This is a genomic window from Pseudomonas sp. RA_15y_Pfl1_P11, from assembly GCF_963970975.1.
GTDB classification, from domain to species: Bacteria; Pseudomonadota; Gammaproteobacteria; order Pseudomonadales; family Pseudomonadaceae; genus Aquipseudomonas; species Aquipseudomonas tritici.
On record NZ_CAXAOY010000009.1, the window covers coordinates 142,060 to 154,639 of the forward strand.

At 60.3% G+C, this 12,580-nt stretch carries 11 protein-coding genes; 6 read left to right on the forward strand and 5 right to left on the reverse strand.

From position 1 onward, the window contains the following. The first annotated feature begins 37 nt into the window (after positions 1-37). The 4 genes from AACY44_RS14070 to pdxH all read left to right on the forward strand — a co-directional run bounded on the left by AACY44_RS14070 (position 38) and on the right by pdxH (position 5,530). On the forward strand, positions 38-2,335 hold the full coding sequence (locus AACY44_RS14070) for a beta-galactosidase (protein ID WP_339437978.1): 2,298 nt from the start codon (positions 38-40) through the stop codon (positions 2,333-2,335). Positions 2,336-2,417: 82 nt separating this feature from the next. Beyond that, positions 2,418-3,563: a serine hydrolase domain-containing protein gene (locus AACY44_RS14075; protein WP_339435903.1), complete on the forward strand. Its 1,146-nt coding sequence runs from the start codon at positions 2,418-2,420 to the stop codon at positions 3,561-3,563. A gap of 143 nt (positions 3,564-3,706) precedes the next feature. Continuing rightward, the gene (locus AACY44_RS14080; protein WP_339530449.1) at positions 3,707-4,855 is read left to right on the forward strand and encodes an OmpA family protein; all 1,149 of its coding nucleotides are present in this window, start codon (positions 3,707-3,709) and stop codon (positions 4,853-4,855) included. Positions 4,856-4,882: 27 nt separating this feature from the next. Continuing rightward, complete coding sequence (gene pdxH / locus AACY44_RS14085; protein WP_339530451.1) at positions 4,883-5,530, forward strand: pyridoxamine 5'-phosphate oxidase; 648 nt, start codon at positions 4,883-4,885, stop codon at positions 5,528-5,530. A gap of 36 nt (positions 5,531-5,566) precedes the next feature. On the opposite strand, the gene AACY44_RS14090 is transcribed toward pdxH, so the two are convergent. Continuing rightward, on the reverse strand, positions 5,567-5,827 hold the full coding sequence (locus AACY44_RS14090) for a hypothetical protein (RefSeq protein ID WP_339435906.1): 261 nt from the start codon (positions 5,825-5,827) through the stop codon (positions 5,567-5,569). A 157-nt stretch (positions 5,828-5,984) separates the two neighbouring features. Here AACY44_RS14090 and AACY44_RS14095 point away from each other — a divergent pair, with 157 nt between their 5' ends. Further along, positions 5,985-6,449 carry an outer membrane lipoprotein gene (locus AACY44_RS14095; RefSeq protein ID WP_003189251.1) on the forward strand — a complete coding sequence of 155 codons (465 nt, stop codon included), beginning with the start codon at positions 5,985-5,987 and terminating at the stop codon, positions 6,447-6,449. Between the two features lie 405 nt (positions 6,450-6,854). Here the strand turns inward: AACY44_RS14095 and nhaA are convergent, their stop codons facing one another. Beyond that, a complete protein-coding gene (gene nhaA, locus AACY44_RS14100; RefSeq protein ID WP_339415034.1) occupies positions 6,855-8,048 on the reverse strand; it encodes a Na+/H+ antiporter NhaA in 1,194 nt (397 codons plus the stop codon). A 216-nt stretch (positions 8,049-8,264) separates the two neighbouring features. Between nhaA and AACY44_RS14105 the strand changes: the two genes are divergently transcribed. Continuing rightward, positions 8,265-9,359, forward strand: a complete 1,095-nt coding sequence (locus tag AACY44_RS14105) for a PLP-dependent cysteine synthase family protein (protein ID WP_339530453.1) — start codon at positions 8,265-8,267, stop codon at positions 9,357-9,359. A 93-nt stretch (positions 9,360-9,452) separates the two neighbouring features. Here the strand turns inward: AACY44_RS14105 and AACY44_RS14110 are convergent, their stop codons facing one another. The 3 genes from AACY44_RS14110 to AACY44_RS14120 form a co-directional block, all read right to left on the reverse strand. Then, the gene (locus AACY44_RS14110) at positions 9,453-11,066 is read right to left on the reverse strand and encodes an NAD(P)/FAD-dependent oxidoreductase (RefSeq protein ID WP_339415032.1); all 1,614 of its coding nucleotides are present in this window, start codon (positions 11,064-11,066) and stop codon (positions 9,453-9,455) included. A gap of 106 nt (positions 11,067-11,172) precedes the next feature. Further along, on the reverse strand, positions 11,173-11,844 hold the full coding sequence (locus tag AACY44_RS14115) for a COG3650 family protein (RefSeq protein ID WP_339415031.1): 672 nt from the start codon (positions 11,842-11,844) through the stop codon (positions 11,173-11,175). A gap of 95 nt (positions 11,845-11,939) precedes the next feature. Next, positions 11,940-12,539, reverse strand: a complete 600-nt coding sequence (locus AACY44_RS14120; protein ID WP_339530455.1) for a short chain dehydrogenase — start codon at positions 12,537-12,539, stop codon at positions 11,940-11,942. Positions 12,540-12,580: the final 41 nt, after the last annotated feature.

Consider the following 12,580-nt stretch of genomic DNA (forward strand, 5'->3'; position numbering starts at 1 on the left):
AGGCCATTCACCAGCCGCCTGGGAGAACCTTGCTCGTATGATTCGCACGCTGCCCGCTCTTTTTGCCCTGCTGTTTACAGCGCCCTTGATGGCTGCGCCTGTGGGGCAACAAACGCTGTTCAATTTCGTCCGGCCTGCCGATGTGGTCAAGGTGGCGACCCAGGACGCCAGCCTGCCGCAATACAACGCCGAACAGACCGCCGAAGGCGAAGTGCTGCGTCGCATCACCTTCAACCCGGCGGCCGAACCGAGCCTGGTGCTCAGCCCGCAAAGCGGCGCCTGGGACTGGTCGCAATCGAGCGCTATGAGCTTGCGTATCCAGAGTGCGATGGACTGGGCGTTGACCCTCTATGTCAAGGTGCAGAGCAGCGATGGCCGCACCCTGGTCAGTCGCATTGACTTGCCAGCCGGTCCGGCCCAGACCTTGCTGATCCCGCTGCAAGCCAATTCGCCGTTGAGCCAGGGCATGAAGGCTGGCCCGCCGATGCCGATCACGGTGGACGGCCAGCGCGTATTGCTGGCCGGCAGCGTGGGTGAAATTGACCGCAGCCAGGTGGTTTCGGTGACCTTGTCAATGCTCAAGCCTAACGCCGCCCAGAGCATCTTGCTGGAGCGCTTTGGCGTGCAGGACAGCGAGCCGGTGTTGAAGGCGGCCTACAGCGAGTTGGTGGATGCCTATGGTCAATCCACCCGGGCGCGCTGGCCGGAAAAAGTCAGCGGCGACGGGCAACTCAAAGCCGCCGCGGCCAAGGAGCAACAGCAACTTCAGGGCTGGCTGGCCACGCGGGATAAGTCCGCCCTGGACCAGTACGGCGGCTGGAACAAAGGCCCGGCGTTCGACGCCAGTGGGTTTTTCCGCACCGAAAAACGCGACGGCCGCTGGTACCTGGTGACGCCGGAGGGGCATCCGTTCTACTCCTTGGGCGTCAATACTGTGGCCCCGGACAACAGCCAGACTTATGTGGCCGGCCGTGAATGGATGTTCGCGGCGCTGCCTAAAGGTGGCGAACCCTTCGACAAGTACTACGGCAGCGGCGACAACCGTACCGGTAACGGTGCAGGCGAAGGGCGTAGCTTTGGTGCCGGTCGTTGGTATGACTTTTACGGCGCCAACTTGCAACGCACGTATGGCGGTGACGGTTTCGACCAAAAACGCTGGGTCACCCATGCCCTCGACCGCCTGCAAGCCTGGGGTTTCAACACCGTAGGCAACTGGAGCGACGAGGATTTGACCACTGCCAATCGTGTGCCCTACACCTTGCCGCTGTCGATCGTCGGTGACTACGCCAGCATCAGCACCGGCACCGACTGGTGGGGTGGCATGCCCGACCCGTTCGACCCGCGTTTCGCCATGGCCACCGAACGCGCCGTGGCTATCGCCGCCCGCGATCACCGTAACGACCCGTGGTTGGTCGGTTTTTTTGCCGACAACGAGCTGGCCTGGGCCGGTCCCGGCGATGATGCTAAATCCCGCTACGCCTTGGCCTACGGCACCTTGCGCATGACCACCGACGTACCGGCCAAGCGCGCCTTCCTCAAACAACTGCGTGACAAATACCGTAACGAAGGAGGCCTGTCGAAAGCCTGGGGCATCGAGTTGAAGGGCTGGGAATTGATGGAAGACCCGGGCTTCGAACCGCCGATTCCCAACCCTGAGCACCCGGAAATCGAAGCTGACTTCCAATACTTCCAGAAGACGTTTGCGGATGCCTACTTCAAGACCATCTCCGACTCGCTGAAATGGCACGCCCCCAACCAACTGCTGTTGGGTGGCCGTTATGCGGTCAGCACGCCGGAAGCCGTGGCCTCCTGCGCGCAGTATTGCGATGTGCTGAGCTTCAACATGTACACGCTTAAGCCACAGGACGGCTATGACTTTGCCGCGTTGCGTGCGCTGGACAAGCCGGTGCTGATCACCGAATTCAACTTTGGCTCGGCCGATCGTGGGCCGTTCTGGGGCGGCGTGACGCAGTTGGCCAAGGAAGAAGACCGTGGCACGGCTTACGGCAACTTCTTGAAGCAGGCCATGGCCGAGCCGTCGATTGTCGGCGTGCATTGGTTCCAGTACCTGGACCAGCCGGTGACCGGTCGATTGCTCGACGGTGAAAATGGCCACTTTGGCCTGGTGGGCATCACCGACGTACCGTTCCAGGGTTTTGTTGAAAGCGTGCGCAAAAGTAACCTGGCGGCGGTCGATCAACTCGGCAAAGAGGCAGAAAAGGCCAAGGCGGCCGGTGCCGTGCGCGAAAGCGAAGGCGGCAGGGCCGGGCACGGAGGCAAAGGCCCGGTGCAGGGCGCCGGGAATGCCGGTGGGCACTCCGGAAATGGTCATTGATTGAGTGCTGACGGGTTCACAAAACCCACAAGGGCTGGAACAATGTCGGCCACTTTTTGCTGTGTTGTCCGAGGGTGTTCAGGTGCAGATCCAGGGTCATTACGAACTCCAGTTCGAAGCGGTACGTGAAGCCTTTGCCGCGTTGTTCGATGACCCGCAAGAGCGCGGGGCCGGGCTCTGCATCCAGATCGGCGGTGAAACCGTCGTCGACCTGTGGGCCGGTACCGCCGACAAGGACGGTAGCGAGGCCTGGCACAGCGATACGATCGTCAACTTGTTTTCCTGCACCAAGACCTTTACCGCCGTTACGGCCCTGCAACTGGTGGCTGAAGGCAAATTGCAACTGGATGCACCGGTCGCCAACTACTGGCCGGAATTTGCGGCGTCAGGCAAAGAAGCCATCACCCTGCGCCAGTTGCTCTGCCACCAGGCCGGGTTGCCGGCGATCCGCCAGATGCTGCCCACTGAAGCCCTGTACGATTGGCAACTGATGGTTGACACACTGGCGGCCGAAGCGCCGTGGTGGACGCCGGGCCAAGGCCATGGGTACGAGGCGATCACCTACGGCTGGTTGGTGGGTGAATTGCTGCGTCGCGCCGATGGGCGCGGGCCGGGAGAGTCCATCGTGGCGCGGGTTGCACGGCCATTGGGGCTGGACTTTCATGTGGGCTTGGCCGATGAAGAGTTTTATCGCGTCGCACATATAGCGCGCAGCAAAGGCAATAGGGGCGATGAGGCCGCACAACGTTTACTGCAAGTAATGATGCGTGAACCTGAGGCCATGACTACACGTGCTTTTGCCAATCCTCCGTCTATTCTGACCAGCACTAATAAACCTGAATGGCGGCGTATGCAGCAGCCAGCGGCAAATGGTCACGGTAATGCACGTAGCCTGGCGGGTTTTTATAGTGGATTGTTGGACGGTAGTTTGCTGGAGGCCGACATGCTTGAACAATTGACCCGTGAACACAGTATCGGGCCGGATAAAACATTATTGACACAAACCCGTTTTGGCCTGGGCTGCATGTTGGACCAACCGCAGTTGCCCAACGCCACCTTCGGCCTTGGCCCGCGTGCTTTCGGGCATCCCGGTGCGGGTGGCTCGGTCGGGTTTGCCGATCCCGAGCATGATGTAGCGTTTGGTTTCGTGACTAATACATTGGGGCCTTATGTACTAATGGACCCGCGGGCACAGAAGTTGGTCGGAATATTGGCCGGTTGTCTGTAAACCCCTTGCTGTTTCACGTTTTTTTGTTACAAAGGCAACTATAAGAAGACGCTGAACGAAATGATGTAACTTTAATGTTCTGTAAGCGTCTGTTTAACGGGTCACCCAGACCCCCGTTTCTTTTCTCATTTTGTGGATATCTCATGTTATCGAACAAGTCCTTGGCACTGGCGCTGTGCCTCACTATTACTGGCTGCGCACAAACTCCACAAAATGATGCCGAGGGCGGGCATTGGTGGTCATTTGGATCTGATAAGGCCGCTACCAAGGACGCAGTGACCCAAACCGACGCCAAGCCGGATGCCAAGCCCGCTGCGGGCGCCAAGCCTGCAGCACCGGTAGCGGCCGCTGCTGCTGCGCAAGCCCCAGCGCCAACTGCAAAGGCTGACACCGGCTCCAGTTGGTGGCCGTTCTCGTTCAAAAGCGCCGACGAAAAGGCTGCCGATGCCAAGGCTGACCTGAAAGCCGACCTCAAGGCCGCGGAGCCAGCACCTGCCGCCGCCCCAGTCGTCGCCAAGACCGACACCAAATGGTGGTGGCCTTTCGAAAGCAAACCTAAGCCATTGGCCAAGGTCGACGTGACCAACGTACCAATGCCCGACCCGAAAATCACTCAGGCCTGGCTGGACGACTATGAGCCACGCCTGCGCGCCGCCATCAAGGACAGCAACCTGCAACTGGAGCGTCGTGACAATGTGCTGGTGGTGATTGCACCGGTAGACGGCTCCTACAACCCGAAACGCCCAGCGATGCTGCTGCCCGTCACCCTCGGCCCGTTCACTCGCGTTGCCAAGGCCGTTGAAGCCGATCCAAAGACCGCCGTACTGGTATTGGGCCACGTCGATGCCACCGGCACCGCCCCGGCCAGCCAGGTGCTGACCAAGGAACGTGCACAATCCATCGCCTCTATCTTCAGCCTCAGCGGCCTCAAGCAAGACCGCCTGATGCTGCGCGGCATGGGCGACATGATGCCACGTGCCGCCAACGACAGCACTCAGGGTCGCGCACTGAACCGTCGTATGGAAATCATGTTTACCCAGCGCACCACCATGCTGGCTTTGCTGAGCAAGTATCAGTCGGGCAAGACTCCACCGGTGGCTGAAATGGTTGCAGTACACAACGTTCCAGCCCCGGCCCCGGCTGCCAAAGCTCCGGGCAAGAAGGCTACAGCCGCCAAGAAAGCCGCTGCCAAGCCAGCCGCTAAAAAAGCACCGGCTAAGCCTGCTGCCAAAAAGCCTGCTCCAGCCAAAGCCAAGGCCGCTGCACCGGCAAACGACCAGGCGAAAAACTGATCTGTTGAACCAGAAGGATAAAGCCGCATGACCCAGGCACTGGCCGATATGCGCCGTGACTACACACGGGATGGTTTGAGCGAGGCCCAGGCCCCGAGCGAGCCGTTTGCGTTGTTCCACGAGTGGTTTGCTGACGCGGTGACAACCGAGCAGCCCCCGGTGGAAGCCAATGCCATGACCTTGGCCACGGTCGACCAGGACGGTCGCCCGCACTGCCGCATCCTGTTGCTCAAGGGCCTGGATGCGCAGGGCTTTACCTTCTTCACCAATTATCAGAGTGCCAAGGGCGAACAGCTCGCGGCTCGGCCGTTTGCGGCCATGACCTTTTTCTGGCCGACCCTCGAACGCCAAGTGCGCATCGAGGGTCGGGTGGTCAAGGTCACGCCTGAGGAGTCGGACGCTTATTACCAGGTCCGCCCGCTGGGCAGCCGCCTGGGGGCGTGGGCGTCCCCGCAGAGCCAGGTCATCCGTGACCGCGAAGAACTGCAGGACCTGCTCAAGGCCACCGAACAACGCTTCAGCGATTCCCAACCCGATTGCCCCGCGCACTGGGGTGGCTATCGTTTGCTGCCGGAGCGCATCGAGTTCTGGCAAGGTCGCGCCAGCCGCTTGCATGACCGCTTGAACTATCGCTTGCAAGGGGCCGACTGGACCCGCGAACGCCTGGCGCCCTGAGCCGCACCTTTCGTCACCTCACCTGAATGTTGCCGATCACTCCGAAGTCTCTATCGCAGAGGCTTCGGGCGTGTGCTGCTGCGCGGCTTTTTTCAACCAGTTCGGCAAATCGGACCGCCTGATTTTCAGCGCGCGAGCCTGTTCCAGCTGTCGCAGCATAAATGCGCGCTTGTGCAGATCATTGCCCGCCAGTGATAGCGCCAGGTCACGGTCGATCCAGCGCCTGATACGCAGGTACAGCCAGCCGTGAAAATACAGGCCGGCAAGCGTTGTGACTACAATGATGAAGTAATCCATGGAGGTCCTGGCTAGGCGTGGAGTGCTACCGTTCGTCGAGTTTTCTGGTACGGGCTGTCTGTACTCAGGCTGAATGAAAGCAATTTTCTGCGGCGCTTGCCGTGACAGGCGTCAAGCTGCAGCGTTTAATGAACACCTGTCCTTTGGAGTTGATGCTATGCGTAAGTCCGTTTTACTGGTTGCCTGCTTTACCACCCTGTCGTTGCTGCTGGGTGGCTGCGCCTCGAGTCTGACCGGTGACTCGTACTCCCGCGACGAAGCGCGTCGTGTTCAGACCGTGCGCATGGGGACCATCGAATCCCTGCGCCCCGTGAAAATCGAAGGCACCAAGACCCCAATCGGCGGCGCTGCTGGCGCAGTCATCGGCGGCGTTGGCGGCAGCGCTATCGGTGGCGGTCGTGGCAGCATCGTGACTGCCGTGATCGGTGCCGTTGCTGGTGGGTTGCTGGGCTCGGCCACCGAAGAAGGCCTGACCCGCACCCAGGGTGTGGAAATCACCGTACGCGAAGACGACGGCAGCATGCGTGCCTATGTGCAGGCTGTGCAGGAGAATGAAATCTTCCGCATTGGCGACCGTGTACGCATCATGACCGTTGATGGTACTAGCCGCGTTACGCGCTAAGCGCTGGTTGTAGAAATACAAAACCCCAGCCGGGTGACCGGTTGGGGTTTTTTGGTTTTATGGGGGGTGGCCGGTTTGAACTGCAAAAAATGCAGGCAATAAAAAACCGCCTTAGTAGGGCGGTTTTTTATTGCAAACCCAATTATCGACTGGGCTGCGACTTCAAAGATGCATTGACCTGCATTCAAAGGCCCACGTGTTCCGTTAAGTGCGCTGGAGGAAAGGCCTGACTTTAGGAGGGCCGAGTCTGTCGATGTTTGCACAACGTACGTGGAACCTCGTAGTGAATATCCTGCGTGTCTACCACGTGTGGGTATTTCTGCGGGACAGCTTCGATGACCTGTAGGTCTGAGAAGTGGCGCCGCCTCGGTTTAAGCCGAGGCGGCTTTTTGGTTTTCAGGGCTGTCAGTTCAAACCTGACGTTACGGCCTTCTTGCGACTCGCCATCGCTGTCACCGCATAACCAATACACGCCGCCAATATCGAACCGGTCAAAATCCCCATGCGGTCCTCACCCGCGAACTCACTGGCACCCGGCACGAATGCCAGCGAGCCCACAAACAAACTCATGGTGAAGCCGATGCCGCACAGGATCGACACACCAAACACCTGACCCCAGTTTGCGCCGTTGGGCAGGGCAGCGATGCCGGTCTTGATGGCCAGCCAAGTGAGCCCGAACACACCAACGGTCTTGCCGATCAACAGGCCCGTGGCGATGCCCATAGGCACATGGTGAGTGAAGCTTTCCAGGCTGACACCCGTCAGCGAGACCCCGGCGTTGGCGAAGGCGAACAGCGGCAGGATGGCGTAGGCCACCCACGGGTGCAGGGCGTGCTCCAGCGTGAGCAATGGCGACGACTCGGCGTACTTGGTGCGCATCGGGATGCAGAATGCCAACGTTACACCGGCGAGCGTCGCGTGCACGCCGCTCTTGAGTACACACACCCACAGGATCAGGCCAATAATCAGATACGGTCCGAGTTTGATAACACCCAAGCGGTTCATCGCAACCAAGGCGATCAAGCAGGCACCTGCACCTGCCAGGGCGGCGCCGGACAGGTCGGCGGAATAGAAAATGGCGATCACGATGATCGCGCCCAGGTCGTCAATAATCGCCAGGGTCATCAGGAACAGCTTCAGCGACACCGGCACACGTTTGCCCAGCAGGGCCAGCACGCCGAGGGCGAAGGCAATGTCGGTGGCCATCGGGATCGCCCAACCCGAAAGGGCCGCGGGATAGTCCTTGTTGATCGCCCAGTAGATCAGCGCTGGCACCACCATGCCGCCGATGGCCGCTGCGCCGGGCAGCACCACTTGCGAGGGCTTGGACAGGTGGCCGTCGAGCAGCTCGCGCTTGACCTCAAGGCCGATCAGCAGGAAGAACAAGGCCATCAGGCCATCGTTGATCCAAAGCAAGGCGGGCTTGGCGATTTTCAACGCGCCAATCTGCGCCACTACCGGTACGTCGAGAAACGCGCTGTACAGGTGCGACAAAGGCGAATTATTGATGATCAGGGCCAGGGCGGCTGCCGCGATCAACATCAGACCGCTGGCGGCTTCCAGCTGGAAGAAACGGGTGAAAGTGCTACGCAGAGGCAAGGGACGCTCTCCAATCCAAGTTCAATAGGTGGGTACCCTAACCCGTACCGTTAGCTGTTAAAACAAAATTTATATTCTTATTTGTTATAAACGGTGGTTCGCGATGACGTTACGTCGAACCCTCGCAATTGTGTCCTCAATTGAGCCGGTACTGTATCTGTGTGGTGTGTAGGAAACCCCATAAAATCAGGGCTTACACCATCAGAGAAACTCTCCATGAGCGACCAACGTCCCTGGGCCCGCGAAGCCATTCGTATCATTGAAGCAGACTTCCAGCGCAGCGCCGACACGCACCTGATTCCCTTGCCATTGCCGGGGTTGCCGGGTATCGAGTTGTACTTCAAGGACGAGTCCAGCCACCCCACGGGCAGCCTCAAGCATCGGCTGGCTCGCTCGCTGTTCCTGTATGCGCTGTGCAACGGTTGGCTCAAGCCTGGCGCGCCGGTGATCGAAGCGTCCAGCGGGTCGACGGCGATTTCCGAAGCTTACTTCGCCCGTCTGCTCGGCTTGCCATTTATTGCGGTGATGCCGGCCACCACCTCCCAGGAAAAAATCGCGCAGATTGCTTTCTACGGCGGTAAAAGCCACCTGGTACAGGACCCGACGCAGATCTACGCGGAGTCCGAGCGCCTGGCACTGGAAAGCGGTGGCCATTTCATGGACCAGTTCACCTACGCCGAGCGCGCCACCGACTGGCGTGCGAACAACAACATCGCCGAATCGATCTTCCAGCAGATGCGTTTCGAGCAGCATCCGGAACCGAACTGGCTGATCTCCAGCCCCGGCACTGGTGGCACCACAGCAACTCTCGGCCGTTATGTGCGCTATCGCCAGCATTGCACCCGTGTGTTGTGTGCTGATGCCGAGCGCTCCGTGTTCTTTGATTTCTATCAGAGTGGCGACGCGAGTTTGCGCCTGGACTGTGGCTCGCGCATCGAAGGGATTGGTCGGCCTCGGGTCGAGGCATCCTTTTTGCCAAAGGTGATTGATGCGATGGTCAAGGTGCCGGATGCGCTCTCGCTGGCGGCCATGCATTACCTTGCTGCACGGCTTGGACGGCGGGTCGGCGGTTCCAGCGGGACCAACCTGATTGGCGCGCTGGTGGCGGCGAAGCAGATGAAAGCGGCGGGGGAGTCGGGCTCGATCGTGGCGATCTTGTGTGATGGGGGTGAGCGGTATGCCACCACCTATTACGATCAAGCGTGGCTGGCGGGGCAGGGCTATGAATTGGGCGGGCTGATTGCGGCCGTTGCGGCCAGTGTGGAGCGGGGTGAGCCGTTACCGGACAGCATCCTGCGCGCAAATATCTAAGTCGCAGCGGCAAGTTGTAAGCGCCAAGCTACAAGAAAAAGCAGGTTACCTATCCGCTTTTAGCTTGCAGCTTGAGGCTTACAACGCGAAGCTTCAGCCCTGGCTGCCCAACATATCCCGCGCCAACGCCTCGGCAATCCGAATCCCATCCACACCCGCCGACAGAATCCCCCCGGCATAACCGGCGCCTTCACCGGCCGGGAACAGGCCTTTTACGTTCAAGCTCTGCATCGATTCGTTACGGGTTATCCGCAGCGGCGACGAGGTGCGCGTCTCGATACCGGTCAACACCGCGTCGTGCAGCGAATAGCCCTTGATCTGTTTCTCGAACGCTGGCAACGCTTCGCGGATCGCCTCGATGGCGAAGTCCGGCAACGCCAGGGCCAGGTCACCGAGAGCAACGCCAGGCTTGTAGGAAGGTTGCACACTGCCGATAGCGGTAGACGGCTTGCCGGCGATGAAATCGCCCACCAATTGCGCCGGGGCCTCGTAGTTGCTGCCGCCGAGGATGTAGGCGTGGGACTCCAGACGTTCCTGCAACTCGATACCCGCCAGCGGGCCACCTGGGTAATCCACTTCAGGCGTGATGCCGACCACGATGCCGGAGTTGGCATTACGTTCGTTACGCGAGTACTGGCTCATGCCGTTGGTGACGACGCGGCCCGGCTCGGAGGTCGCAGCAACCACGGTACCGCCTGGACACATGCAGAAGCTGTAGACCGAGCGGCCGTTCTTGGCGTGGTACACCAGCTTGTAGTCGGCGGCGCCGAGTTTTGGGTGCCCGGCGTATTTGCCCAGGCGCGCAGCGTCGATCAGCGACTGCGGGTGTTCAATACGGAATCCCACCGAGAACGGCTTGGCTTCCATGTAAACCCCACGGCTGTGGAGCATGCGGAAGGTATCGCGGGCGCTGTGGCCGAGGGCCAGGATCACATGCCTGGACGGGATCTGCTCGCCGCCATCGACGACCACGCCGTTCAACTGGCCGTCTTCGATCAGCACGTCGGTAACCCGCTGCTCGAAGCGCACTTCACCGCCCAGGGCGATGATCTGCTCGCGCATGTTCTCCACCACGCCGGTCAGGCGGAACGTACCGATATGCGGCTTGCTGACGTAGAGAATTTCTGCCGGCGCACCGGCCTTGACGAACTCGTGCAGGACTTTGCGGCCGTGGAATTTCGAGTCCTTGATCTGGCTGTATAGCTTGCCATCGGAAAAGGTCCCGGCGCCGCCTTCACCGAATTGCACGTTGGATTCGGGGTTGAGCACATTTTTGCGCCACAGGCCCCAGGTGTCCTTGGTGCGCTGGCGCACTTCCTTGCCGCGTTCGAGGATGATCGGCTTGAAGCCCATCTGCGCCAGCAACAGCCCGGCGAAAATGCCGCACGGGCCAAAGCCGACGACGATTGGACGTTCTGTCAGGCCTTCCGGCGCCTGGCCGACCACTGTGTAGCTGACATCCGGCGCCGGGTTGACGTTGCGGTCATCGGCGAACTTGAGCAACAGCGCCGCTTCGCCCTTCACGTTCAAGTCGATGGTGTAGATGAAACACAGCTCCGACGATTTCTTGCGGGCGTCGTAGCTGCGCTTGAACAGGGTGAAATCGAGCAGGTCATCACTGGCGATGCCCAGGCGCTGCACGATGGCGGGCCGCAGGTCTTCTTCGGGATGGTCGATAGGCAGCTTGAGTTCGGTGATTCGTAACATGACAGGATCCGGTAGGCGGCTGGCTGATTGGCCGGCTGTTTTGCAAACCGGCGATTATAAGCCCCAATGGCCGATTCCCGTCATGTTAAAACAACGCAGTGCCGAGTCAGTCGTCGCGCGAGCCGCCAAACGAGGCGCAACCGCGCTGTACCTGACCGTTGACGCGCAACTCGGCGGTCATGTGTTGCAGGCTGCCGCTCACGCTGTCGATGCAACGTTGCGGGGCCACCCACAGTTCGACGTGCTGGTTGTTGGCTTCAGTCATCAGGTTGAAGCGGCCGTCACCGATCTGCTCTTCCACATAAGGCACTGCCAGTGGCGGCTGGCCTTCACGTTCCAGCACCATGCCCTTGGCCGTCACGTTCATTGCCCAGGCCGGTTTGTGGCCGTTGGCGCGCAGGATCATGCGCTTGAAGTCCGGATCGTCGCAGGCCGAGGTCGAACGTTCAACACGATACAGTTGTTGCAGGTCCACGCTGCCTTGGGTGCCGCTGGCAACCCCCGAGAACTTGCCGCGCAGGTCGGCAAACAACGCGCCTTGCTGGCCGGCCAGGGAGGCCGCTTCCTGCAGGATGCTGGTGCCGCCGGTGTCGTTGACCACGTAGTTGCGTTTGTCGTTGCAGGGCTGGAACAGCAGTTTGTCGCCGACTGCCGTGAGTTCGCCCTGCATACGGGTCAGCCCGGCGAGAGACGGCTTGGCCGGGTCGCTGTCGAACATCTGGCAGGCGGCGAACAGGGGAAGCAAGGCAAGTAGAGTTAGGGTGTGGGCGGCGCGCATTATCGGTCTCCAGACAAGTGCCGCCACGTTACGCACGCCGGCGTTGCACCACAACCCCGGCTGCCAGATTCAGTCAAATCTGACAGGTATCCGATTCAACCCACCATAAAGGTCTGACCTGTCTGTAAACCTTCAACACTTTTTGCGTAGGCCAGCGCTACGTCGGCGGCTGGAGCTGGTTTGTAGCCGCGAAAATATGGCGCGTAACTGTCCATGGCTTCGAGCAGGACCGTCGGGCTCACGGCGTTGATGCGCAGGCCGCGCGGCAATTCAATTGCCGTCGCTTTGACAAAGGCGTCAATGGCGCCGTTGACCAGCGCAGCCGAGGCGCCGGTGGGGATGGGGTCGCGATTCAGAATGCCACTGGTGAAGGTAAACGAGGCGCCATCGTTGGCGTATTCACGACCGATCAACAGCAGGTTGACCTGGCCCATCAGCTTGTCACGCAGGCCCAGCTCGAAATCGCTTTCGCTCATGTCGCCCAGCGCGACGAAGTTCACGCTGCCGGCTGCGCAGACCAGGGCATCGAATGTGCCGGTCTGCTCGAACAGTTTGCGGATTGACGCGCTGTCGCTGATATCCACCTGGAAGTCGCCGCTGCTGCGGCCGACGCTGATCACTTCGTGGCGCTGAGCCAGTTCCGCCTTGACTGCCGAGCCGACGGTGCCACTGGCGCCAATCAATAGGATTTTCATGGTGCTGTTCCTCCAAGGGTAAGTGAAGGTTCAGTGTAGAG

What these genes read in the sequence shown, in the direction of transcription:
- AACY44_RS14095 (WP_003189251.1), top strand. Translation starts at nt 5,985, where the DNA reads ATGCGTAAGTCCGTTTTACTGGTTGCCTGCTTTACCACCCTGTCGTTG.
- pdxH (WP_339530451.1), top strand. Translation starts at nt 4,883, where the DNA reads ATGACCCAGGCACTGGCCGATATGCGCCGTGACTACACACGGGATGGT.
- AACY44_RS14120 (WP_339530455.1), bottom strand. Translation starts at nt 12,539, where the DNA reads ATGAAAATCCTATTGATTGGCGCCAGTGGCACCGTCGGCTCGGCAGTC.
- AACY44_RS14105 (WP_339530453.1), top strand. Translation starts at nt 8,265, where the DNA reads ATGAGCGACCAACGTCCCTGGGCCCGCGAAGCCATTCGTATCATTGAA.
- AACY44_RS14110 (WP_339415032.1), bottom strand. Translation starts at nt 11,066, where the DNA reads ATGTTACGAATCACCGAACTCAAGCTGCCTATCGACCATCCCGAAGAA.
- AACY44_RS14080 (WP_339530449.1), top strand. Translation starts at nt 3,707, where the DNA reads ATGTTATCGAACAAGTCCTTGGCACTGGCGCTGTGCCTCACTATTACT.
- AACY44_RS14090 (WP_339435906.1), bottom strand. Translation starts at nt 5,827, where the DNA reads ATGGATTACTTCATCATTGTAGTCACAACGCTTGCCGGCCTGTATTTT.
- AACY44_RS14070 (WP_339437978.1), top strand. Translation starts at nt 38, where the DNA reads ATGATTCGCACGCTGCCCGCTCTTTTTGCCCTGCTGTTTACAGCGCCC.
- AACY44_RS14115 (WP_339415031.1), bottom strand. Translation starts at nt 11,844, where the DNA reads ATGCGCGCCGCCCACACCCTAACTCTACTTGCCTTGCTTCCCCTGTTC.